At 67.2% G+C, this 23,660-nt stretch carries 18 protein-coding genes and 1 pseudogene; 15 read left to right on the forward strand and 4 right to left on the reverse strand.

The features are described 5' to 3' along the window. Positions 1-130 precede the first annotated feature (130 nt). From eccB to ABZ656_RS31755, 14 genes and pseudogenes are all read left to right on the forward strand, one after another. Positions 131-1,660: a type VII secretion protein EccB gene (gene eccB / locus ABZ656_RS31690; protein WP_360272268.1), complete on the forward strand. Its 1,530-nt coding sequence runs from the start codon at positions 131-133 to the stop codon at positions 1,658-1,660. A 67-nt stretch (positions 1,661-1,727) separates the two neighbouring features. Beyond that, positions 1,728-2,930, forward strand: coding sequence for a type VII secretion-associated serine protease mycosin (mycP, locus tag ABZ656_RS31695; RefSeq protein WP_360272306.1), 1,203 nt, complete (start codon positions 1,728-1,730; stop codon positions 2,928-2,930). A gap of 185 nt (positions 2,931-3,115) precedes the next feature. Then, positions 3,116-4,507 carry a PQQ-binding-like beta-propeller repeat protein gene (locus ABZ656_RS31700; protein ID WP_360272271.1) on the forward strand — a complete coding sequence of 464 codons (1,392 nt, stop codon included), beginning with the start codon at positions 3,116-3,118 and terminating at the stop codon, positions 4,505-4,507. Positions 4,508-4,806: 299 nt separating this feature from the next. After that, on the forward strand, positions 4,807-5,277 hold the full coding sequence (locus ABZ656_RS31705) for a hypothetical protein (protein ID WP_360272274.1): 471 nt from the start codon (positions 4,807-4,809) through the stop codon (positions 5,275-5,277). After that, positions 5,277-7,082 (forward strand): WXG100 family type VII secretion target, encoded by a 1,806-nt coding sequence (locus ABZ656_RS31710; protein ID WP_360272277.1) that lies wholly within the window; start codon positions 5,277-5,279, stop codon positions 7,080-7,082. The genes ABZ656_RS31705 and ABZ656_RS31710 overlap by 1 nt, the downstream gene beginning before the upstream one ends. Positions 7,083-7,173: 91 nt before the next feature. Further along, a complete protein-coding gene (locus tag ABZ656_RS31715) occupies positions 7,174-8,391 on the forward strand; it encodes a S8 family serine peptidase (RefSeq protein WP_360272280.1) in 1,218 nt (405 codons plus the stop codon). Between the two features lie 111 nt (positions 8,392-8,502). Then, positions 8,503-8,841 (forward strand): WXG100 family type VII secretion target, encoded by a 339-nt coding sequence (locus tag ABZ656_RS31720; protein ID WP_060895424.1) that lies wholly within the window; start codon positions 8,503-8,505, stop codon positions 8,839-8,841. A gap of 64 nt (positions 8,842-8,905) precedes the next feature. Continuing rightward, positions 8,906-9,211, forward strand: coding sequence for a WXG100 family type VII secretion target (locus ABZ656_RS31725; protein WP_168496230.1), 306 nt, complete (start codon positions 8,906-8,908; stop codon positions 9,209-9,211). A 118-nt stretch (positions 9,212-9,329) separates the two neighbouring features. Beyond that, a complete protein-coding gene (locus ABZ656_RS31730; RefSeq protein WP_360272285.1) occupies positions 9,330-9,938 on the forward strand; it encodes a hypothetical protein in 609 nt (202 codons plus the stop codon). After that, positions 9,932-10,606 (forward strand): hypothetical protein, encoded by a 675-nt coding sequence (locus tag ABZ656_RS31735; protein WP_360272287.1) that lies wholly within the window; start codon positions 9,932-9,934, stop codon positions 10,604-10,606. Before ABZ656_RS31730 ends, ABZ656_RS31735 begins: the two co-directional genes overlap by 7 nt. Continuing rightward, positions 10,606-11,355, forward strand: a pseudogene (locus ABZ656_RS31740) (putative T7SS-secreted protein); the annotation flags it as partial. The gene ABZ656_RS31735 and the pseudogene ABZ656_RS31740, both read left to right, overlap by 1 nt. Before the next feature lie 393 nt (positions 11,356-11,748). Further along, the gene (locus ABZ656_RS31745) at positions 11,749-12,312 is read left to right on the forward strand and encodes a toxin glutamine deamidase domain-containing protein (RefSeq protein WP_360272309.1); all 564 of its coding nucleotides are present in this window, start codon (positions 11,749-11,751) and stop codon (positions 12,310-12,312) included. Next, positions 12,313-12,627, forward strand: coding sequence for a YrhB domain-containing protein (locus tag ABZ656_RS31750; protein WP_360272289.1), 315 nt, complete (start codon positions 12,313-12,315; stop codon positions 12,625-12,627). Between the two features lies 1 nt (position 12,628). Continuing rightward, positions 12,629-13,924, forward strand: a complete 1,296-nt coding sequence (locus tag ABZ656_RS31755) for a YrhB domain-containing protein (RefSeq protein WP_360272291.1) — start codon at positions 12,629-12,631, stop codon at positions 13,922-13,924. 491 nt (positions 13,925-14,415) lie between these two features. On the opposite strand, the gene ABZ656_RS31760 is transcribed toward ABZ656_RS31755, so the two are convergent. The 4 genes from ABZ656_RS31760 to eccCa all read right to left on the reverse strand — a co-directional run bounded on the left by ABZ656_RS31760 (position 14,416) and on the right by eccCa (position 21,613). Continuing rightward, positions 14,416-14,835, reverse strand: a complete 420-nt coding sequence (locus ABZ656_RS31760; RefSeq protein WP_360272294.1) for a hypothetical protein — start codon at positions 14,833-14,835, stop codon at positions 14,416-14,418. A gap of 158 nt (positions 14,836-14,993) precedes the next feature. After that, complete coding sequence (locus tag ABZ656_RS31765; protein WP_360272297.1) at positions 14,994-17,066, reverse strand: DUF6571 family protein; 2,073 nt, start codon at positions 17,064-17,066, stop codon at positions 14,994-14,996. Further along, the gene (locus ABZ656_RS31770) at positions 17,066-17,521 is read right to left on the reverse strand and encodes a hypothetical protein (protein WP_101401004.1); all 456 of its coding nucleotides are present in this window, start codon (positions 17,519-17,521) and stop codon (positions 17,066-17,068) included. Before ABZ656_RS31770 ends, ABZ656_RS31765 begins: the two co-directional genes overlap by 1 nt. Positions 17,522-17,653: 132 nt before the next feature. Next, positions 17,654-21,613, reverse strand: coding sequence for a type VII secretion protein EccCa (gene eccCa, locus ABZ656_RS31775; protein ID WP_360272300.1), 3,960 nt, complete (start codon positions 21,611-21,613; stop codon positions 17,654-17,656). A 403-nt stretch (positions 21,614-22,016) separates the two neighbouring features. On the opposite strand from eccCa, the gene eccD reads away from it, so the two are divergent. Then, positions 22,017-23,531 carry a type VII secretion integral membrane protein EccD gene (gene eccD, locus ABZ656_RS31780; protein WP_101401006.1) on the forward strand — a complete coding sequence of 505 codons (1,515 nt, stop codon included), beginning with the start codon at positions 22,017-22,019 and terminating at the stop codon, positions 23,529-23,531. Positions 23,532-23,660: the final 129 nt, after the last annotated feature.

Raw genomic sequence — 23,660 nt, forward strand, 5'->3', positions numbered from 1 at the left:
CCGATACCCTACCCGCTCCACAAGACCGATCCCTTACCAGGCATAGTAGGGGGCCGGTCTGACAACGGAGGGCGGGGGACGGTGTACCCCCGAGCGCCGCCAGGCGATACACGGGGAGAATCAGGCACACATGGCATCTCGGCGGGACCAGCTCAACGCCTACACCTTCGCGAAGCGACGCATGCTCGCGTCCTTCGTCCAGTCGTCTCCCGACGGTTCGGAGGAAGGGGCGCCGCGCCCGTTGCGGGCCGTACTGCCGGGCGCCCTCGTCGGCGTGATCATCATGGCCGCGTTCGGGGCGTGGGGGATGTTCAAACCGACCGCCCCGCAGGGCTGGGACGCCGTCGGCGAGAAGGTGATCATCGCCAGCAAGTCCACCACCCGATACGTGGTCCTCAAGACCGACGGCAAGGTCCAACTGCACCCGGTCCTCAACATGGCGTCCGCGAAGCTCCTGCTCAAGACGGGCAAGGGCGACGTCGTCACCGTCGACGAGTCCATCCTCGACAGGGGCACCATCCCGCGCGGGGTCACCATCGGCATCCCCTACGCCCCCGACCGGCTTCCCGCCGCCTCCGAGGCGGGCTCCACGAAGCGCTGGGCCGTCTGCGAACGCCCGAGCGCGGGCGGCAGGTCCATCCAGAAGGCCGCGTTCGTCCTGGCCTCACGCGACATGGACAAGACCGAGGGAAGCAAGCAGAAGCTGCGGGGCGGCGAACTGCTGTACGTCGTAGGCCCGGACAAGACCCGCTACATCGTCGACGCGAGCGGCACGTCGTACGAGGTCGACAAGAACGACGAGTTGCTGCTGCGCACGCTCGTCGGCTCCGGCCGCGAACCACAGCGGGTGTCCAAGGAGTGGCTGGAGACCCTGCACCCGGGCGACCCCATCACCTTCCCGAAGGTCGAGGGGCAGATCGGCGCCGCCGCCGGCGTCCAGGGCGGCCTGTCCGACGACGCGAACAAGGTCGGCATGGTGCTCAAGGCGCCCAACGGCGCGACCGAGCAGTACTACGTCGTCGAGCAGGGAAAGGTGGCTCCTGTCTCGGACTTCACCGCCAAGCTGCTTCTGAACAGCAGCGACCTGGTCGGCCTCGGCCAGGCCGGCAAGGCTCTCGACGTCAGCGCCGGAGCCTTCGTTCCCAATGCGGCCGGGTTCGCAACGGACCACACCTGGCCGAGCCGCATGCCCGTTCCCGTCAACGAGGCGGACGCATCGGACGGGCACCGCAACACCGTCTGCAACGTACTGCGCGACGTCGACAAGGCCAAGGGCGGTACGACGCTCAGCACTTGGGCCGGCACGGACTTCCCTGCCACCCTCCCGACCGGTTCCTCCAGCGCGTACGTCACTCCTGGCTCCGGTCAGCTCTATCGCCAGTTCCAAGGCGAGGAGACAACGGCGGGAGGTGTCTTCCTGGTCACCGACACCGGCCTGCGCTATGCGATGCAGTCCAACGACGACAGCGCCACGAGTGACGCGGGCATCGGCACCACGGCCAAGGAGCGCAAGCAACTCGAGCAGGAAGCCCGCCTGGCCCAGATCAGCCTGGGCTACTCCGACGTGGACCCGGCGCCCATCCCGGCCGCCTGGTCCAAGTTCCTGCCCACCGGCCCCCGTCTGTCGACATCGGCGGCACGCCAGCCGCAGGGTTCGTAAGGGGGAGTCCATGTCGTACGCACCGGCCGCAAGGCCTCTTCGTACCGTGGTCGTCATGGCCGCGACGATGCTCGCTTCCACTGTCACCGTCGCCCTCGCACCGCTCGCGTCCGCGGACACGTCCACGGACCAGTGCACCTTCCCGAACAAGAAGTACGCGGGCCGCCCTTGGGCGCTGCAACGCGTCCTGCTGGACGAACTGTGGAGCCAGTCAAAGGGCAAGGGCGTACGGGTGGCTGTGATCGACACGGGGGTGGACGTGAAGAACCCGCAGCTCACCCATGCCGTGGACACGGCGGCAGGTCTCAACCTCCTCCCGAAGAAACTGAAGGACGACAACGGGGACCCGATCGCACGCGGCAAGGAGAACGGCACGACGGACACGGTCGGCCATGGCACCCGCGTGGCGGGCATCATCGCGGCCCGGCCCATCTCCGGCACCGGATTCGTGGGCTTGGCTCCCGAGTCGACGATCATCCCCATCCAGCAGAACGACGCGGAGGGCCACGGTACGGCCGAAACCCTGGCCACGGCCATCCGCGACGCGATCCGGGCCAAGGCCGACGTCATCAACATCTCTCAGGACACCTCGAACGCGGTGAAACCGGCCTCGGACCTGAAACGGGCGGTGGACGAGGCACTGGCCGCCGGCATCGTGGTCGTGGCGTCGGCGGGCAACGACGGCCTGGGCGGCAACGACAAGGAGACCTACCCGGCCTCGTACCCCGGTGTCCTGGCGGTCGCCGCCTCGGACCGCAACAACGAACGCGCTTCCTTCTCGCAGTCCGGCGACTTCGTGGACGTGGCGGCCCCCGGCGTGGACATGATCTCCACCGTCCCCAAGGGCGGCCACTGCTCCGACAACGGCACCAGCTTCTCGGCCCCGTACGTCGCCGGAGTCGCCGCTCTGATCAAGGCGAAGCACCACGACTGGACCCAACAGCAGATCGTGGCCCAGATCGAGCAGACCGCGGAACGCTCGGTGGCGGGCCATGACCGCCTGGTCGGCTGGGGAGTGGTCGATCCGGTCCGCGCCCTGACGGAGGACGACCATCCCATCGAATCCCCCAACCCTGACGAGGGTCTCTCGAAGGCCGAGGCTCCGACCCCGGCAAAACTGCAACTGGGCGAAACCCCGGACGAACGGAACGCACGACTGGCCACGTACGTGGCTGTGGGGGCGGCGGTTCTGCTGGCGGGGCTCAGCGGGGTGGCGGTGGCGGTGCGGGACGCGCGGCGGAGGAAGCGGCGGGTGGCGGGGGCGGAGTGACGGCCTGGGGCACATGGCTGTTCTCAACATCTCCGATGCCCGGCCACTGACTTGTCGGACATCCATCGCGGTCATCGAAAGGACCTCTCCGCGTGAGCTTCGGCCCACCTCCTTCCATGTACACACACTCCGCTCTGACAGCGGACGGCATACGAAAGAAGCGCCGCAGGAGGCTCTTCGGTGGCGTGGCAGTCCTGCTGATCGGGGCGCTGTGCGCGGGCAGTTGGCTCCTCTGGCACGGTGACGACGACTCGGTGCAGACAGCTGACAAACCGTCGGCCAGTGCCGAACAGGGCCCGCTCGACATCCGGGAGACGGTCGAGAGCCGCCCCGCGAACACGGCTGGACGCATGGCCTTCAGGTTCTCCGCCGACGACATGCAGGCCGGCGAGTCGCACGCGATGCCGGGTATGTGGGCGACGGACAAGATCCTTGCCAAAGGCATCAACAGAACCCTCGTGGGCTTCAGGATCGGCAAGGATGCCACCACGGGCGACGAAAGCTGGCGCATCAGACTCGCCGGACCTATCTGCGGTACGACGCGTCATGTGACCGTTGGGGACCGCACGGCGGTCCTGTTCCGGTCCGGTGTCGACACCCACGCACCGTGCGATCACGTGGCCTTCGTCGACCTCGACACGGGCAAGAAGCTTTGGGAGGCCCGGTTCTCCAAGGTGAACGCCCTCTACGACACGCCGAGTGTGACCATGACGCGTGCCACGGTCGCTGTGGCGTGGGGCAAGGGCTCGCAGGCGTATGACATGGACCAGGGAAAGCTCCTCTGGACGAGTACCCCTCCCCCTAAGTGCAAGGACGGGGGCCTGGCCGGCGGACGTGCCCTGCTCATCCGGACCGACTGCTTCGACGAGAAGAGCCTCGCCGGGTCGTATCGGGTCCGGAAGGTCGACCCCCGCACGGGCAAGGTCAAATGGACCTATCAGGTCGCCAAGGGCGTCCAGAGCGTCTACCTGGTGTCCGCCGAACCCGCCGTCCTCGCCGTGGCGGCGGGCGACGTCGAGATCACCGACCTGATCTCCCTTGACGAACACGGCAAGTACCGCGTCACGATTCGCGTCGAAGGGGGCCACTACGTCGCCGACTGCGTCGATGACGAGGAGGACGGGGCGGTGGACAACTGCCCGACGATCGTGGTCGGTGACGGCCAGGTCTTCCTGACGAGCAGGGAGGACCCCGACGGAACCATCGTGAACAACTCCAACTGGATCATCGGATTCGACCTCGCGACAGGGAAGACGGTCAAGAAGTTCGAATCAGGTCATGACCAATTGCTGCATCCCCTGCGGATGAGCGGTGACCAGCTCCTGGCACTTCGCGAGAGCAGTGACCACATCACGCCCATGGGACTCGTCAGCCTGAACCCGCGAACCGGCAAGGAAACCCCGTACCTCTACTTCGATCTGCCCTCCGAAGCCTGGACGCTCACAGACCCGGCACTGAACGACATCATCGTGCAGAACGGACGGATCTTCTTCGGCACGAAGCAGGCGAGCGGGCCGAGCAATGCCAAGGAGAAGGCCTGGGAGTGGCTGGTTCTCGGGGTGGGGAGTGCGGGGTAGATCGTCGAACGGGTGCCCGTCCCTTGCGAGTTCGCAATGGCTACACAGCAACGCCGAATGAGTAGGAGTACTCAGGTCCGTCGCCCTGCGGGCCACGTAGTGTCGAGTGGCGGCACGGGCTCAGGCGAGCGCGAGGGTGCGGTGAAGAAGCAGTGAAGCTTCGCTGGGTGGTAGCACAGCTGTTGCATTTAGCAGTTGGGGCTGTCATAGGAAACGACTAGAGTGATGTCGTTGCGGATATGAACGCTTGAGGGGTGCAGTCGCCCGGAGCGGGCGACAAAACGGGGAGGGAAGGCGTCATGCTTCCTGCGGACATGACAGGTGGGGCGTCGCCAAGCACAGCTGCGGACCTGAAGGTCGGCGCCGGCGTGCTGATGACGTTCAAGCAGCGCATCGACAAGCTCTTGTCCGAGTTCGAGGACTCGGAGGGCAGCGCGTCCAAGGTGGGTGCGCACCGCGTCTCGCGCACTTCTCTCAGCGGGCACGGCAGTCCCTTCCATGAGGCTGACGCCCTGTTCACTCAGTACGAACAGGTTCACGAGCACATCACGCAGCTCTCCAAGACGCTGGGGCTCCAGATCGAGGCCATGGGCATCGCGACGCAAGGCGCGCAGAACGGCTTCGACAGCCTCGATGACGACCAGCGACGCCGTTTCCGGGAGATCCAGGTCGAGACCAACCGCCTGTACACCGAAGCCCAGCAGGAGAAGTCCGGCGAAGGCGAGCGGAAGCTGAGCGACGCGAAGAAGTCCACGAAGGGACTCCAGTAGTGAGCGGGGACGACAAGGCGCCGAAGGAGCTGACTGACCAGCAGCGCGTCGACGTTCAGGTCGGCCAGGTCGACGCGGTGTCCGGTGTGTCGAACGTGATGCACGACGCGTTCGGATTCAAGCGCGTCCGCCTGCTGACGTACGGGAAAGTCACGGACTTCGAGGACCACAAGCTCAACGCCATGATCGACCTGGTCCATCAGGCGAACCCCGCCGATCTGGAGCATGCCGGCGAGACGTTGGCGAAGGCGAGCAAGGCGATCAGCGAAGCCGCCGTGGAGCTCCGACGTCACCTCAAGCATGCGGGTGAGGACTGGCAGGGCGAGGCAGGCGAGGCGTTCCAGAAGTGGGGAGAGGGCCTCGCCACGCACACCGAGAGCCTGGCCACGTACGCCGACGGCGCCGGGGTGCAGGTCACGGCCGCCGCGACGGGGCTCGCATCCGTGCGCAGTTCGCTGCCGCCCCGGGACACCCGCCCTGCCCTCGACCAGAAGAAGCCGGGGCAGCTCCCGGTACTCCAGCAGTTCGAGGGCAACAAGCAGTATGCCGAGGCGGTCCAGGTCGAGAAGGACCGGCAAGAGGCGATCAACCAGATGAATCGCCTCGCCTCCTTCTACTCGGTGTCCGGGTCCGAATTGGCAAAGCTGGACCCGCCGGCTTTTGAGCCGATGCCCAACGTAGGAGTGCCGATCGACAACCCCACCGTTGACGGGGCCTCACATAGAGGTGTCGTCGACTCAACCTCGGGTTCGAGCCGCCACGTCGTTACGAGTGCCGGTGAGAACAAGCACGTCGATGTGCCCCAAGGAAGCTCCGGGAACAACCTTCCTTCCTCCGTACATCCGGCTGCGGACACGAATGTCGAACTGCATCGGCCCACCGTCGGTACAGAGATCAACAGTGTTGGCACGCTGCCGCCGGAAAATGCGAAGCCGGCGCCGGTGGTTCCTCCTTCTGTCGCGACGGGTCCCAACGGACCTTCTGGGGGGACGCTTCCTCCCCTGGGAAATGGTGCGGTACCTCCTGCCTTCGGAGGGCCGGTCGGGCGCGCTGGTGGATTCGGCGGGGCCACGGGCGGTAGGGCCCCCGCATCGGCTCAAGGACGGGTCACCACCTCTGAGGGAACCACTGCCGGAGGCCGTACGGGACGCGGTCCCGCGGGACCGCTGGGCCGCGCATCCGCGGTTGGCCAGCAGGTTGCCCGTGGGCCTGCATCTGCGACGGGCAGGTCGCCCATGGGGCGGGGTGTCACCGGCGGCATGCCCAGAAGCGCGGGTACGACTGGTTCACGCACCGGCGGCATGCCGGGCGGGCGTGCGGGCGGAGTGCCCGGTCAACCCGCGGCACGGACCGGCCCCGGAGCCACGGGCGCTGCGCGTACGGGCGGCGTGGTCGGTGGCAGGCCCACTTCTGAAACCGGTCCGGGTACGACTGGCGCCAGGGTTCCACGCGGCACGGTCATCGGCGGCGAGGGCGCAACAGGCGCTCGCACAACGGGTGAAAGGCCGGGGCAGCGCGGAGTGATCGGTGCGAACAACCCGGCGCCGGGCACGGGGCAGGGACAGTCTCAGCGCCGGTCTCCAGGTAATGCGGACGGTGTGGTCGGCGCACCCGCGAGTCGGGCCGGCGGCAGGGGCAACGGAGCCGCGTCCGGTGGTTCTGGCCTGGTGTCCGGTTCCGCGGAGGGCCGCAGCCCTGATCGTGCCGTCGGCGGGAGAACGCAGCGTCAACAGCACTCTGCCGAGGACAAGAAGCGCTCACGTGATGACGCGCGGCGCGGCGATGCGCCGCCGGCGACCGACTGACCGAAACGACCGAGGACGTACAGAAGTGAAGTCAGGGACTGGCGTACGCCGTATGCGGGCCGCGCTGTGGGCGAGGCATGCCCGGAGACATGTGACCACCGTGGGCGCGACGCTGGGTGCTCTGGCCGTCATGTCCGTTGGGCTGGCCCCTGCCGCGGCTGCCGACGACATCCAGTCGCAGCAGTGGTACTTGGACGCGATGAACGCCCAGGGACTGTGGAAAGTCAGCACGGGCAAGGGCATTTCGGTCGCTGTCGTCGACACCGGCGTGAACCCGGACACGAATTCGTTGAAGGGCCAGGTGCTGCCCGGTGTCGACGTCACGGGAACCACCGGCGATGAAACGGACGACTACACCGGTCACGGCACGTCGATGGCTGAGTTGATCGCTGGGACTGGCAGTGGTGACGGGCTCAAGGGAGTCGCACCCGGGGCCAAGATCATCCCGATCCGTACGGTCCTCCTCGGCATCGGCAAGAAGGGCGAAGAGCAGGGCGACACTTCCGCGAAGGCCATCCGAGCGGCTGCTGATTCCGACGCGAAGATCATCAGCATGTCATTCGAAACGTTTTCCGCGTTCGATGGTGGACTTGAGGCCGTTCAGTATGCAGAGAGCAAGGGAAAACTGCTCATCGCCGGTGTGGGTAACAGCGCCGATATCGCAAAGAACTACATCGGCTATCCCGCCAAATACCCCGGCGTGGTCGGAGTCTCGGCGATCAACCAAAATGGCGAGGTAGCCAAGTTCTCGCAGGACGGCGCGTACGTGGACCTGGCCTCGCCAGGCGTGGACGTACCGACCTGGTGTGACAAGACCTTGAAGTCCTACTGCGCCAAGAGCAATGGCACCAGCCAAGCCACCGCCATCACCTCCGGCGCCGCAGCCCTCATCTGGTCCGCCCACCCCAAGTGGACCGCCAATCAGGTCCTCCGTGTGATGATCGACACCGCCGGCCGGGACTGGCCGAAGAGCACCCCGAGCCGGTACCTCGGGTACGGCACGATCCGCCCCGCGCAGGTTCTCCTGAAGGACAAGGGGGATCCCGGAGCCGCCGACGTCGACCCCGTCACGAACAAGAAAACGCCCGGCCTGTCCGCCAGCACCTCGCCCTCCGCTTCCGCATCAACCTCGTCACAAGCCTCGAAACAAGCCTCGAACTCCACTTCAGGCGGCCAGACTTCAGCGGCAGGATCAAGCTCGGATTCGTCCGGCAACACCACGCTGTGGGTCGCTCTCGGAGCCGCGGTGGCGGTCGTGGTGATCGGCGGCGGGGCCTTCGCGGTGATTCGCTCACGGCGAGGCGTATGACTGTCATGGCCTACCACCCGTGATGGACAGCGGGTCGCGCAAGGAACGAGCGCCTCACCACCCGGTGTAGCGCCAGAAACACAGATCCCTCTCACGAAAGGCAGTGCCGAGATGGCTGACGGCCGCAAGCTAGACGACGCACACGTACAAAAGCTCCAGACGAACGTCATCGACCGGTACGACAACGTCAAGAAGCACCTTCAGAAGCTCCAGGGATGCATCGACATGATCGAGGCCAACTGGACGGGCTTCGGCGCCAACGCGTTCAAGACCAAGCAGCACGAAATCAACGAGCACATGGCCGGGATCGGGCGCATGCTCGACGACTTCCTGAACGGAATCCAGCTCACCAAGCAGGACAAGAACAAGCTCGAGGACGAACTCCACTCCACGATCTCCAGCATCGAAGTGGACGCCGGCGCGAAGACCTCGGCGCTCAACCTTTACTGACCGGCACCGAGTCGCGCCCCCGGACCGCGAGGTCCTTCTCACATCGTCAAGGAGATGAGGAAACATGACCGGCACGCCACACCTCCAGGATCTTGCCGTCAAGTACGGCGTCCTGGACGCGCTCGCCACTGAACTCGGCGGCCTGGCCAAGCAACTCGAGAGCGATCTCACCCAGTTGAAGCAGGGCGTCCACAACGCGGCAGAGGGCTGGGCCGGCGACGCCTACGACGCCTTCCAGCGGAAGTCGAAGGAGTGGGACAACCACACCAGCGCCATCCATCAGGCGCTGCTCTCCATCACGCAAAAGGTGCACCAGGCCGGCGGTGACTACCGCGGCGGCGACAAGAAGGCGGCCAGCTTCTTCGAGTGAGACGGGCTGGCTGGAGGCACCGGGGGTGGGCACGCACGGGAGGTGCCCACCCCGCGTTGCGTCATCGAGGCCCCTTCCGGACAAGCCGCCACCTTCGAAACGTCATGAGGATCCACACGTGGCTTGGGACGAGTGGGAGCAACTGAAGAAGCAAGCCGCCGAGTGCGCCGAACCCGGCCCGGACCATGTGACCGGCGCCATGCGGGAAGGCATCGCCGAAGAGCCCGGGGACGCCCGGCGGCAGCCGGAGGCGCGCCTCACGGGCGACTCCCCGGAGGCCGAGGCAGCCACCGGACCCGTCCACTCCGACGCGGTCGAACCCGACGGATTCGGGGCAGCGCGGCGGATGGACCGGATCAGGCACACGATCGACCGCTTCCGGGACACCACGGTCCTGGTCCCCCTCGTTCCGCTCGACGGCGGCGGCCGGGGATTCCTGGCAGCCGACTTCGGCGGTGTGCGGTGGATCCATGTCTTCACCGACGAGTTGGCCGCCGCCAGGTTCGACGAGGCGCAGGACGCCCTGAAGGGCCGGCGAGACTTCATGGCGGTGCGGGGGTGGCGCCTGCTGGACGTCGTGATCCCGGCAATGGGCGTGCCGTGCGGTGTCGCCCTGGACGTAGGCAGCGGCGACGACGGCGTGCTCCTGCCGCCGGTGATGGGGATCGTGCCGGACGCGGCGGCGGTGGACGCGGAAGTGAACGGAAGCGGTGAACGACCGTGGTGAACAACGGCGCCGGCAAGGACATCAAGGCGACCGGGCTGAACGAGATCGAGCAGGGCATCACGCTGACCCTGAGCGAGCTCAAGGGACTGGGCGTCGACAGCGCGGCCGGGTTCGGCCGAGGCTTCTCCAACCTGGAACTGTCCGCGCTGGAAGTGGGCCACGACGGGCTGACGTCGGCCTTCAAGTCGTTCTGCGAGCGTTGGGAATGGGGTGTGCGGGCGTTGGTGGGCGAGGGCAACTATTTCGCCCAGGCCGTGGATCTTTCGGCCGGCACCTTGTACGAGACTGACCAGTACGTCGAGGGCACGCTGAAGATCGGCGCGAACTCGCTGATGGGCAACCCGAACGCCTCCGAGGGCGAGATCACGCAGATGAGCTGGGGCGAGCTGGCCCAGAACAACGCGCTCGCGCACGCCGACTACAGCAAGGAGTCCTTCGATCAGGCCCTGCAGAACAGCGAGCAGGGCTGGAAGGACGCCGGCCGGGACGTGATGACCTCGCACACGCTGGGGCCGATGGGACTCAACCCTGAGAACCTGCACAGCGCGTTCGGGGTGAGCGACAGCGAGTACAACCAGGTGCTCGACGACACCTTCGGCCCGTCACCCGAGGAACGGGCCCAGGCGGCGGCTCAGCAGCAGGCACAGCAGGGCGGGAGCGGCGGCTGATGGGGCTCGGGGATCTGGTCAACGCCGGGCTGGGCAAGCTCGAGGACGGCGTCGACGCGGGCAAGAAGCTCGTCGGTGCGGGCGTCGAGTGGGGCGCCCACAAGGTCGGGGACGGTCTGGAGGCCGTCGGGGCCGACGGCTGGGCCGACAAGGTCGAGGACGTCGGCGACAACATCGCCTCCGACCTGGGCGCGAGCGTCGGAGAGCAGTAGCTCGGCGAGACCGACCAGGCGAACGAGCTGGTACACGGCAACCCGGCGTCCATCCGGGCCGCCGCCAAGCACCTGACGGGCTTCCACACCGCCTTCGACTCGGTCGGCCAGGGAATGCGCTCGCTGGACTCCTCGCATTGGAAGGGCGAGTCCGCCGACACCTTCCGCGAGAAGTTCGCCATGCATCCCCCCAAGTGGCTGCACGCCGCGGACGCCTGTGAGGCCGCCGGCAAGGCGCTGGACAGCTACGCGGACACGGTCAAGTGGGCGCAGGGTCAGGCCCAGGACGCCATCGACCTCTACAAGAAGGGCAAGAAGGCCTCCGAGCAGGCGGTGGAGGCGTACAACAAGCGCGTCGACGCGTACAACGCCGCGATCAAAGCGGACAAGGACCCCGGACCTCCCCTGGAGCAGTTCAAGGACCCTGGCCGCGGTGACATCCAGAGCGCCCGCCAGATCCTGGCGGACGCGCGCCGCCAGCGGGACGAAGCCGGTCGTGTCGCCACGCGGGCGGTCACCGCGGCCCTGAAGCACGCCCCGGCCGAGCCGCCGCCGCTCGACCGGCTGGAGTCCGACGCGCTCGACGGATACGGCGCGCTCAACACCGAGGTTCTCCACTTCACAGGCGGAGTGATCAAGGGAAGCGCGGGGCTGATCAACTTCGTCCGCGGCCTGAACCCCGAAGACCCTTACAACATCACTCACCCAGCCGATTACCTGCAGCACGTCAGCATGACCCTGTCCGGTCTGGTATCGACGGCCGCGCACCCGGAGCGCGTTCCCGAAGCCCTGATCGACAGCTTCAAGAAGGACCCCTCGGAAGCCCTCGGCAGGCTCGTTCCTCAGCTCATCGGCACCGACGGCGCGGGGCTGGCGGTGGGCGGCCTGCGGACCGCGGTCAGGGAGGGGGTGGAGACCGGTGCGGCGAACATGGCCGCCAACGGGCTGAAGTACGGCGACGAACTCGCCGCTGCGCCGAAGGACTGGAGCAACCTCGCCCGCAGCACGGACCATGTTTCCGAGAAGGCGATCCATGCCGACTCGGTGGATCCGAAACTCGCCCAGGAATTCACCGACGATCAGTTTCCCTGGCTCAAGGACGTCAATAACACGGGACATCCCGGCTACACCCAGAACTGCAGTCACAATGTGGATGCCGTGAACAGGAACCTGGACGGCGAACAGGCCAGCGCGGCCCCGAAGCAGAGTCCCGATCACGTGTCGCCGGAGGCGCTCGGGCTCAAGGACAGGCCCAAGGGCCACTACGACATGGTCAAGAGCTACGATGACATCATTCGCGACCTGCAGGCCAGGGGCGAGGGTTCGAGGAGCGTCATGTACATCAGCCGCTCCGATGGTTCGGCGCATGTGTTCAACGCGGTGAACACCCCACACGGTGTGGTTTTCCTCGACGGCCAGTCCGGGACCCTGGGAGTACTCGAAAAGAATGTGTCGTCGATCGGCCATATTCCATATCGCGACGGAGTCAAGTAAATGTTGAGCAAGTCCGAAGCAGTCGAATTGGCCGCCGAATTTGTCAAGGCGATGTATCCGGACAAGGTGGCTTCCCTGGTCATGCTCCCGGACAAGTGCGAGGAATACGGTTTCGGCTGGGCCATTCGGTTCGACTGGAAGGAGCACCTCGAGACAGGGAATCCCGTGGATGCGCCGTTCACCTCCGTCGTCGTCGTGCCACACCATGGTGAGGCGGCACATTGGCCGCCGACCGCACTTCCAGTGGCGGAGTACATGCGCCGACGCGAGGCGGGCGACTGGCCGAGCGCCGACCGACGCTCCGGGGGCTACTGACATGGACCGCCCCGACCAGCGGGCCGCGGCCTGGCTGGCCCACACCTACCGCGGCCTCGTCGAACTGTCCGTCCCCCATCCGGTGCACGAGACCCCCACCGCCTGGATGTTCGCCTGCCGCACCCTGAACCAACCGGGCTACCCCGCCACGCCCATGCTGGCGGCCTCGGTTGTGGTCCCGAAGGACGGGAGTTCGCTGTTCCACCCGTCGGCCAGCGATCCCCTCGCGGACCTGGACCCGGCCGGCCAGCAGAAAGCGGCCGCGAGGGTCGCCGACCAGGCCCGCAGGATCAACGCGCGCGGTTGCGTGGTGACCGTGCACTCCGCCATTGACGGCGCTCAGTCGACGCCGTTGCCCTGGCAGCCGTCCGACGAGGCCCCCGGCTGGTGGGCCAGGCTCACGCGGCGCTACTTCACGGCCTTCGAGCAGGTGGCAGTGAGCGACTGGGACTCGGTGATCAGGGCGGTGGCCGAACCGGGCCCGGACACCCGAGGTCTGGTCTGGGTCCGCCGGGAACTGGGCGGCGCCGAGGCGACCGGCAATCTGCTGTACGCGCACAACCACAAGGGCCAGGTCGTGTTCCTGGACGCCCAGGTAGGGGGTCTGGCGAAGCTCGACCCGTCCGCGCTGCGCGAGTTGGTCCTCATGCGAGCCGTGCCTCGGGCACACCCCCCGCGCTGGCCCTGGGAAGCGGAGGCATACGACTACCCGTCCGCGCTCCGCAAGGCGCAGCTCTGGCTGGACCAGGCATATCACGGAGAAGTCGAACTGGTCGATCCCGCACCGCAGGACGAGATCCGGCGAGGCTGGGTCTTCGCGTGCAACACAAAACGCTATCTGCGCGACGGACGCCGGCAGGACGCCATGCTCGACGCCGCGCTGGTCGTACCCAGGGAAGCTGCTGCTCCGTTCGGCCTTCCCAACTCAGACCCATGGACCTGGCTGCAACGCTGGGATGCCGGCGAGACTCCCGGATCCGCGGGATTCCCCGTCTCGCCGCCTCCCGGTTACGCGGCATGGTTCGAACCCACGCTGTCCGGCCTGGGGCCCGTGCTCTCCGCGACCGAACACGCGGACTGGGCAACGGTGATGGACGAACTCTCGGGTTTCCCGGTCGAAGCCCGAGCCGTGATCTGGGTCCGTCGAGTCGACGCGCGCGGCCGGGAGTCCGTCGGCCGGCTGCTGAACGCGGTACACACGGCGCAGGGCGTGATGCTGGTCGACGGTTCCACGGATTCTGCCGTGGCGTTCGACCAGGTCGGAATCCGTGGTCTGCACGTCATCCGTTATCGCTGACGCCCACAGCGGCACCCGCGGGCGCTCACGGACACCGAGATGGGTCCTTTGGCCAGGGCGAATTACCGTGACCTGCAGTGACACCCAGGTGAACACGGTGTACGCGGACGACGGAGAGGAGGTCTGGTCGGCCCCCGGGTCAGGCACTCGAACTGTCCGGTACCTCCGATCCGTTCGTCTTTGCCATCGTGTCTGGCGGGCTCAGAAGCTGACGGTGCGCTCGCGCTCATGCCGTTTGCCTCGGTGGCGCGGCCTGAGTCTTGACGTCGTCGGCCTGCACCCGGCCATGGTGCGGCGGCGCCTTCCTGACCTGTGCCCGTGCTAACGGTGGAAGCTCGGTAAGGCCGCCCAGGGGGTTCCCGCTCGACGTGGACACCAGGCCGTAGTCGTCGTGGACGACGTACACCGTCGGACCTCGCCACCAGCCGCCCGCCCGCAGCTCCTGTGCGGTGACGTCAGCCGTGGGGGGCTCGGCGCCGCATAGCGCTGTGCTACTGGCACCCCTGCTTCTCCATGGCCTTCGGGAAATAAGAGCGGAGGAAGGAGCGCAGGGCATTGCGCCGCTCCGAAGCCTTCTGGGGAACGTTCTTCTGAAGCTGGATCAGTACGGCGAACTTCTGCTGCTTTCCCTTGTAGGTGCAGCTGGCGACCGCCATCGCTCCGCGGTCGGCGATCACGGCCTCGTCGCCGATGTCGGCAGCGGCGGGATTCCCAAGGCGTGCGAGTGCCTGATCCTGGACCTTGATGGGATCGGTGTCGCCGGCAACGACATCTCCCGAGAGATAGACGACCAGCTTCTGGTCCACCAGCAGACGGCAACGTGGACTCTCCGGGCCGGCGTCGTATGACTTTTGGGTGAGTTTCTTCCCGTTCGGCAGGAGGGGAGACAGCGAGTCGGAATCGACGGTCACACCGCATGCCTTGTCCGGGACCGCGTAGTCGCGAGATCCCGAACAAGCCGTCACCGCCAGAAGGCCTACGGTCACAGCGGCAGCGGCACTTCGCGTACGGCGCCGCGATCCTCCCGTATGCACCGCGAGCCGACCCGGAAGCAGAGAAGTACCCTTGTTCACTGATCGCCTGCCAGTCCCTGAGCACGGCCATTGCCGTCGAAGGCGGCGCCGTTGATCTCGGATGTGATCGTGTATCTGTTGTTGTTGTCGTGGTTCGGGTTGGCGTCCATCCACAGGTCGGCGAGTTTCTGCAGCTGGTTCTCCCGTGCGGTGAAGACTTCGCCGTTCTGCCGGGCCGTCTCCTCGTTGATGCGCGCTTGCTCGTCCAATTGCCATTGGTAGGCAAGGGCGTCGACGCCTCGCTGCGCGGCATCACCGACAACCGGGATGAAGTTCACGGCACCACCGAAGCCGTGATACAGCCACTTGGCATCCCATGAAGGGTCGTGCTTGTCTGTCTTCAAGGCCTGATAGCGGGCTTCTTCGAGAAAGCCGACGGTGTGTCCTGCCCGGAGCAGCGTTTCCTTCGGATCGCTCGGATGGTCCGCGTAGATGTCGCGCACCATCTCCTGGTTCAGGCCGTCGTTGAGTATTCCGTAGGCGTTCTGATCACGTGACACCTGCTTCGTCACTTCCAACAGCTGATGTCGATCGAGCTGTCTTGGGTCGCTGTGATCGTCTGCGAGGGAACTTGCGGTGTGATTGACCTCGTCGCCGTAGTTCACCAGCACTTTGGCCATGTCATCACGCATCTCGGGAGCGAAGTCGTCGCCCACACCCGAGATGATCTTCAGTGAGCGATCGAGGACGTGCCGGTTCCCGGCCGTGTGCTCCACGGGAACGGCGTGGGGGTCGTTGGGGTTGACGCCCGTGGCCGCGGCGACGAGGGCATTCCCTGTCGCGTCACGCGACTGGTTTCCATCGTGGCTGTTCAGGGGGGTGTCGTCGAATGTGGGGCGATCCTTGAGGACCCATTCAGCGTTGTCCTGGGGCTCGGTCCTGTTGAAGAAGTCGGTAGCGGCGTCGGGGCTGTTCGAGAGAGCTGTCATGAATCCGGTCATCGGATCCCGGCCGAACTCGTCGCCCATGAAGTTCATCTTGGGCATGGGAGGTCCGCCCACGCCACCGTTCCAGTAGTGGTCCGGCAGCTTCATCTTCTTCTCGGTTGACACCAGGGCGTCGCCGTACTTGTTCAAGAACGCGTCATTGTAATCCCCGACTCGCATAAGGTTGCTCATCAGCTGGAAACCGTAGACCTGTGTTCCACGGGTCTGGATGCGATCGTCACCCAGCTGGACCATGTCGTCCTCCCAGTGCCGCATTGCAGGGGAATCCGACTGTGTCGCTCCTGCGAGAGTGAGACTGAGATTCTTTTGGAATTCGCCGAGCTGATCGAGGCGTGCCCGCTGCAGATCGCCGCCGTCCGAGGGATCGGAGAGGTCGGCCCAGAAATCCAATGTCCCTTTCGGGCCGAGGGTGGTGGCGAACCTCTCCTGAAAGAGGGGGTCGTTCTTGTAGCCGGCGAGATTCCGGTTGAGTTCATCAAATTCCTGGGGAGACATTGAATCTCCCTTGTTCTTGATGAGGTTCGCGTACTTCTCGGCGTCCTCCAGGGCCTTGGTCGCCGAATCCCTGTCGCCGTACGAGGCGCCGGAGAACCCGTACTCGGCCTGCTCGACGATTGCGCGAAGCGCCTCGGACGCGGTCTCGTCGCTGTGCGTGGCTCTGCCGAGAATGCGCTGGACGTCATCGCGCAGCTCGGTCACATCCTGTTCGCTGTGATCAGGGACCGTGGTTCCCTTGGCCGCGCGATCGGGATGGATGTTCATGGTGACGGTGAAGGAGCCGTTGCCGGTGTCCATCACTGTCAGGTTCTTCTTGAGCCCGCGTGATATCGCCTCGTTGAGCTGTTCGTGATAGCTGACGAGCTCCTCGTGGGTGTCCTTGAGGATGTTACGGATGGTGCTGGCCTCGGTGTGGGCGTCAGTGAACTCGCCCGCCGTCTTGGTGATGAACTCGCGTGAAACAGTGGCGTTCACGCCCGCCCAATTGGCTTTGTCCGCCAGGCCTTTGAGTCCTTCGCGGGCGTTCTTCTCAAGGGTCTCCAGGTTCCCCACAACCCGAGTCCAGTCGGCTATGGCAGTACCGAGCGACGCGAAGTTCCCAAAACGGAGCGTATCCAGATCCATCAGTGACCCTTCCCCCCGTCGAAGCCCTTGTCGAGCGTGGAGATGCTGCTGATCTGGCCGCCGATGTAGTACTCGTCGCCCTGATGGGCCTTCTTCGTGAAGTCCATATGGTTGGAGATATGGGCACATGCGTCGAGGAGCGACGTCAGTTGTTCTTCCCAGCGGCTCTGCACGCGGTCGACTGCCCCACCCAGTTTGAAGCCCTGGGTCTTGAGATCCGACGCCGCCGTCTGGCTGCTGGACCAGGCGTCACGCCCATAACGGCCCAAGTCTTCCCACAGCTTGAAGGCCCGGTCACCGATCGCGGCGAGATCCTTTTGGTCAACGGTCAGATCACCCTGCGGGGTGCTGCCACCGCCACCGCCACCGTCGGCCGGCAGCTGATTGAGTTGCATGTGCGCGGATCGTTTCTGCGCTGCCTGGTTCTTCAGCTGCTCCCATTCGTCCCAAGCCACGTCCTGATCCTCCCCGTTGCTTCCCGTGAACGCGGCCGTCGGACCGACGGCCGCCGGGCTACTTCAACGTACCAATGGAACAGATGTGTCGCCTCAGAGCTGTCGAGTGCGAAGACTTTCGCGGGTACTTCATCAGTACTCCACACTCATCAACCCGGTCTGAACCAACGGCTTTCCCCGCCTACGAGAGACAAAGACGCCCCGCCCCGCAGGCATCGCCCGAGGCCGCACTCCGCCCAGGACGTCGCCCTCGCCCGGGTCGCCGGCGAGCACCACACCCTGCGCGCCCAGCTCCCTCATCCGCTGCATGAACGGCTCGTACGCAGCGCGCCCCGCGCCGGCACTCGACCGGGCGATGATGAACCGCACGCCCACATCCCGTGCGAACGGAAGCAGTTCTGTCAGACCGCCCAGCGGGTTCCCGCTCGACGTGGACACGAGGTCGTAGTCGTCGACCACGACGTACACCGTCGGGCCGCGCCACCAGCTCCGCTCCCGTAGCTGCTGTGCGGTCACGTCCGCCGTGGGTGTCCGGCGTTGCATCAGCTCCGCCAGCGCGCTCATGTGGTGGTCCATGGCGTTGGACATGGGGATGTACTCGGCGAGGTGCGTGGACGGTGTGACGTCCAGCAGTGAGCGCCGGTTGTCGACCACGAACAGCTTGCAGTCGTCGCCCGAGTACCGCTCGGTCAGCTGCTTGATCAGCAGGCGCAGCAGGTTCGACTTGCCCGACTCGCTCTCTCCGAAGACGAGGAAGAACGGGTCCTGCTCGAAGTCGACGAAGACGGGTTCGAGGTTGTCCTCGTCGAGCGCGAAGGCCACGCCGCGCTGCGGGGAGTGGTCGCCCGGAGGCAGTTGCTGCGCCGGGAACTCGCGCGGGAGCAGCCGGACTTCGGGGGCGCCGGGCGCCTGCCAGTGGCGGGACACCTCCGTCGCCAGTGCCGCCGTCGCGTCGGCGAGGTCCGTGTCCGACGTCAGACCGTCGATGCGCGGAACGGCGCCCATGAAGTGCAGCTTCCCCGGCGCCTGGCCGCGGCCGGGCACGCCCGTGGGGACGTTCACCGCCACCTTGCGGTCCAGCTCGGAGTCCATCGTGTCGCCGAGGCGCAGCTCCAGGCGGTTCATCAGGTGGTCCTTGAGGTTCGCCCGGACCTCCATCGACCTGGACGCGGTCAGGACGAGGTGGATGCCGTAGCCGAGGCCCCGTGCGGCGATGTCCAGGACGACGCTCTCCACGGCCTCGTAGTCCGCACGGAAGTTGCCCCAGCCGTCGATGACCAGGAAGACGTCACCCCACGGCTGGTCGGTCACGGAGATCTGGCCGCGCGCCCGCTTCGTGCGGAACTCGGCGATCGAAGAGATGCCGGAGGAGCGGAAGTACTCCTCGCGGCGCGTCATGACGCCGTACACCTCGGCGACCGTACGCCGCACCTTCTCCGGGTCGAGGCGTGAGGCCACCCCGCCGACGTGCGGCAGTCCGGCCACGGCCGCCATGCCGCCACCGCCGAAGTCGAGGCCGTAGAACTGCACCTCGTGAGGGGTGTGGGTGAGGGCGAAGGAGGCGATCAGGCTGCGCAGCAGCGTCGACTTGCCGGACTGCGGGCCGCCGACGATCTGCATGTGGCCGGCCGCGCCCGAGAAGTCGACCCACAGCGGGTCGCGACGCTGCTCGTACGGCTTGTCGACGAGACCGACGGGTACGACGAGCCGTCCTGCCCCCTCGTAGCCGGGCTGGGTGAGCCCGCGCCCCTGCACCGCGGCCAGTCCCGGGAGCAGTCCGTCCAGTGACGGCGGGCTGTCCAGCGGCGGCAGCCACACCTGATGGGCCGCCGGTCCCTGTGCCTCCAGACGGCGCACGATCACGTCGAGCACGGTGTCGGCCAGGGCGTCGTCCGTCTCCGGTGTCTCCTCGCGTTGCTGGGGCACGGCGACGTACCGCACCGGCACCTCCGCCGCGGTGAACAGCACCGGCCGCCGGTCCACCGGCAGCGCGCCGCCGAGCGAGGACCGGGTCGGACCCGTGCGGTACACCCCGGAGACGTACGCCGCCTTGAAACGCACCATCTCGTCGGTGCCGAACTTCAGGAAGCCGGAACCGGGCACGTTCGGCAGTTCGTACGCGTCGGGGACGCCCAGTGCCGCACGCGACTCGGCGGCGGAGAACGTCCGCAGGCCGATCCGGTACGAGAGGTACGTCTCCAGACCGCGCAGTCGGCCCTCCTCCAAGCGCTGCGAGGCCAGCAGCAGATGCACGCCCAGCGAACGGCCGATGCGGCCGATCTGCACGAACATCTCGATGAAGTCCGGCTTGGCGGTCAGCAGCTCACTGAACTCGTCGATCACCAGGACGAGGGACGGGATCGGCTGGAGCGGCGCCCCGGCCGCCCGCGCCTTCTCGTAGTCGTGGATGTTCGCGTAGTTGCCCGCGTCGCGCAGCATCTCCTGGCGGCGGTTGAGCTCACCGCGGATGGAGTCGCCCATGCGGTCGACCAGCGTCAGGTCGTCCGCCAGGTTGGTGATCACGGCTGCCACGTGGGGCATCTGCGCCATCCCGGCAAAGGTGGCACCACCCTTGAAGTCCGCGAGGACGAAGTTCAGCGTCTCCGACGAGTGCGTCACTGCCAGACCCAGCACCAGCGTGCGCAGCAGCTCGGACTTGCCCGAACCCGTCGCGCCCACGCACAGCCCGTGCGGGCCCATGCCCTCCTGCGCGGCCTCCTTGAGGTCCAGCATCACGGGCCGCCCGTCCTCGCCGACACCGATCGGCACGCGCAGCCGTTCGGCGAGCGAACGCGCCCGCCAGGTGCGCTTGGTGTCCACCGAGGCCGCGTCTCCGAGGTTCAGCAGATCCGTGAACTCCAGGTTGGCGAGCAGCGGTTCGTCGTCGTCTCCGCCCGAGGCCACGCGCAGCGGCGCGAGCTGCCGCGCCAGCGCCTCGGCGGACTCGTACGAGAGGGCGTCCGGTGTGCCCTCGTAGACGATGCCGTGCCCGGATTCCAGATGCAGCGCGTGCGGCTGTACGACGATGGAGAGGTCACCGCGGGCTCCGGACAAGTCGCCGGGGACGACCTCGACGACCGTCACCCCCTGCAGTCCCTCGGGGGTGGCCAGGACCGAGTCCGGCGGCAGCGACAGGCCATCCAGTACGACGACGATGTGCGGTTCGTCCGGAAGCGGAGCGGCGTTCGGATGGAAGCGCGGGCGCCCTGTCAGCCGGGTGGCCAGCAGCTGTTCCAGCTCGCGCGCGTCACTGCCGATCAGCCGGCGGCTGCCCGCGCCGTCCACCGCGTCGGAGAGCTGCACGTGCGGCAGCCACTTGGCCCACTCCCAGTGCGAGAGCTCCTCACGCCCGGCCGCGACCACGATGGTCAGGTCCTCGGGCGAGTGCAGCGAGGCCAGGGAACCTGTCAAAGCGCGCGCCGAGGCACGCACGGACTGCGGTTCACCACTGACCGTGACGTGGTAGAAGGCGCGCAGCGAGACCGCCATCGGCAGCGCGTCCAGGACGCCGTGGGTGGCCACGAAACGCTGCATCGCGCCTGCGGTCAGCGGCTCCAGCTGTTCGACCGGACCTGTCTCGGGGGAGACCAGCGGGGTGGCCAGCGACTGCGGACCGAGGCCGATGCGCACCTGGGCGAAGTCCTCGTCCCCCGGCCGCCGTTCCCACACCCGGCTGCCCTCGGCGACCAGCGCCCACAGCTGCTCGGGGGAGGGGTGCAGGTAGTACTGGGCGTCGCGCTGCGCCTTCCCCGTGTCCAGGGCCGTGCGTCGGGTCTGCGACAGATAGCTCAGATAGTCGCGGCGCATGTCCGCGAGCTGGCCCTGGGAGCCGCGACGGAAGCGGACCACCATCGCGATGGACATGGCCACCGTCGACGCGATCATCACCATGCCCATGATCTTCATGAACGGCTGCCCGTTCGTGAAGAAGAAGACCACCGAGCCGCCCATGCCGAGCGTCGGCAGCAGCTGCATGAGGACGCTTTCCTGATGCCCGCGCGGAAGCTCCGGCGGCGGCTGCAGGACGACCTCTTCCGTGGGCACTTCGGACGGCAGCGCCCGAGGTGGACGCTTGACGATGATTTGGCTCACTGCTCACCAATTCCCTTGCCGGCCCCAGGGTCTTCCGCCCGCCGCCCCGTGTCAGGCGGACGCAGGCCGCCGCGTGATCCTACTGACTTACTACTGACTTCATGGGAGACGGGTGGGCGGTAGGGTGCCGGATGTTCGCCTGAGCACACGCGAACAGGGCTGGAAAAACAGGGCATTCCGTGCGATGTGGTGGTGTGCGGAACCCAACGGCCCGCCGCACGGACCTCTTTCCGCCGCCTTGCCGCACCGTTGGCCGAGTGGTCCGGACAAAGAGGCGCAGGACCTTCACACCGCGGCCCCAGAACCACCGCAGTCGCGGCGCCGTCGCGGCCGCGGAACGACGCAGACGCAAGAGCATGACCGAGATCCCAGACGCAGGACCATCATTGAGGGGGAGCAGCAGGTGAGCATGACGGCCTCCGCGACAACCACCGGAGCCGGAGGGCCGGGACCCGGAGCCCCTCACGGGGCGGGCACGGGCCTCGGCTTCTGCCGCGTCACCATCGTCGCGCCCGACAGCCGGATCGACGTGGCGCTGCCCGACGACATCCCGGTCGCCGACATCTATCCGGAGATCCTCAGGCTCTCCCAGCAGAGTCCCGCCCAGGGCGCTCCGGTCGGTTACCACCTCGTACGCCGCGACGGCGCTGTCCTCGACAGCTCGCGCTCCTTCGCCGCGCAGCGGATTCTCGACGGCGAACTCCTCACCCTGCGCCCCTTCTCCGAGTCGCTGCCCCCCGCCGTCTTCGACGACGTTTCAGAGGCGGTCGCATCCGCGGTCACCCGTGAACGCACCCTGTGGAGCGGTGACCTGACGCGCGCCGCGGGGCTCGTCGGCGGCGGTGTCCTGCCGACGCTGCTCGCCTTCGTCGCCTGGACCGCCGATCCGCGCCACGACATGCACAGCCTGCCCGGCATCCTCGCGGGCGTCACCGGTGTACTCCTCGTCGTCCTTGCCGCGATCCGTGCACGGATCTATGACGACCGGGCCTCCGCCGTCGCGCTGGGACTCGGCGCGCTCTCGAACGTGGGTGTGGCGGGCTCCGGGCTGCTGTCACTGGCGGGCGGCGAGGGCATCGGCAAACTGCAGTTCCTGCTCGCCTGCGCCGCGGTGCTGGTGGCCTCGGTGGTCCTCACCCTGTGCTCGCCGCGCGGGGACGGCCCCTTCGTCGCCTTCGTGTTCGCCTCTGCCATCGCCCTGGTCGCGGTGTTCGTGGCACTGCTCGTGCACTGGACGCCCACCGAGATCGCCGCGCTGTGCGCGCCCGTCGCCGTGGGAGCGCTGGCCTTCCTGCCGGGCATGTCCATGCGCTTTGCCCGCCTGCCGATCGGCTTCGACCCGCCGAACGCCGCTCCGCGCAGCGCGTACGGTGCCGATCCCGCCCCGCCGGAGCCGGTCGACGCCGAACGCATCGAGGCGCAGGCCCGCCGCGGCCACGAACTCCTCGTCGGGCTCGTGGGCGGCTGCGCGCTGCTGGCCGCCGGCGCCTCGGCGGTGCTCGGCTTCTCCGACAACGTCTGGGGGCAGCTGCTCGCCTTCGCCACCGGCGTCGCCATGCTGATGCGCGCCCACCTCTTCCGCTACACCACCCAGGTCGCGCCCGTCCTGGCCGCAGGTCTCGGCGCCCTCGTCCTGCTCGGCCTCGGCCTGGCACTCAACCCGCCGCACGCTCTGATGCGCGACGCCCTCACCGGCGACCGCGCGGACCTCGACATCCGCACGATCTGGCTCGTCGCGGCGATCGCGGCGGCGGCAGCGCTGGTCACCGCACTCGGCCTGATCCTGCCGCGCGGCGGCCTCACCCCGTTCTGGGGCCGCTTCCTGGAAATCGCCGAAGGCTTCGTACTGCTCACCCTGATTCCGCTGGCCCTCGCCGTCTTCGACGTGTACGGCGCAGCCCGGTCCATGACCAGCTGATCACCGAGCCGAGAACGGGGAGGGGGGGGGGGGGGGCCACACCACCCCCCCCCCCCCGGGGGGCCCACCCCGGCGCCGGGCGGGGCCCCCGCCCCCCCCCGGTGGGGGGGGGGCGCCCCAAGGAAAAAA

The sequence above is a fragment of the Streptomyces sp. NPDC007095 genome, from assembly GCF_040634475.1.
GTDB lineage: Bacteria > Actinomycetota > Actinomycetes > Streptomycetales > Streptomycetaceae > Streptomyces.

Coding starts and splice junctions, on each gene's coding strand:
- ABZ656_RS31720 (WP_060895424.1), top strand. CDS start 8,503: ATGGCTGACGGCCGCAAGCTAGACGACGCACACGTACAAAAGCTCCAG.
- ABZ656_RS31725 (WP_168496230.1), top strand. CDS start 8,906: ATGACCGGCACGCCACACCTCCAGGATCTTGCCGTCAAGTACGGCGTC.
- eccB (WP_360272268.1), top strand. CDS start 131: ATGGCATCTCGGCGGGACCAGCTCAACGCCTACACCTTCGCGAAGCGA.
- ABZ656_RS31705 (WP_360272274.1), top strand. CDS start 4,807: ATGCTTCCTGCGGACATGACAGGTGGGGCGTCGCCAAGCACAGCTGCG.
- mycP (WP_360272306.1), top strand. CDS start 1,728: ATGCTCGCTTCCACTGTCACCGTCGCCCTCGCACCGCTCGCGTCCGCG.
- ABZ656_RS31750 (WP_360272289.1), top strand. CDS start 12,313: ATGTTGAGCAAGTCCGAAGCAGTCGAATTGGCCGCCGAATTTGTCAAG.
- ABZ656_RS31745 (WP_360272309.1), top strand. CDS start 11,749: ATGGCCGCCAACGGGCTGAAGTACGGCGACGAACTCGCCGCTGCGCCG.
- ABZ656_RS31765 (WP_360272297.1), bottom strand. CDS start 17,066: ATGGATCTGGATACGCTCCGTTTTGGGAACTTCGCGTCGCTCGGTACT.
- ABZ656_RS31755 (WP_360272291.1), top strand. CDS start 12,629: ATGGACCGCCCCGACCAGCGGGCCGCGGCCTGGCTGGCCCACACCTAC.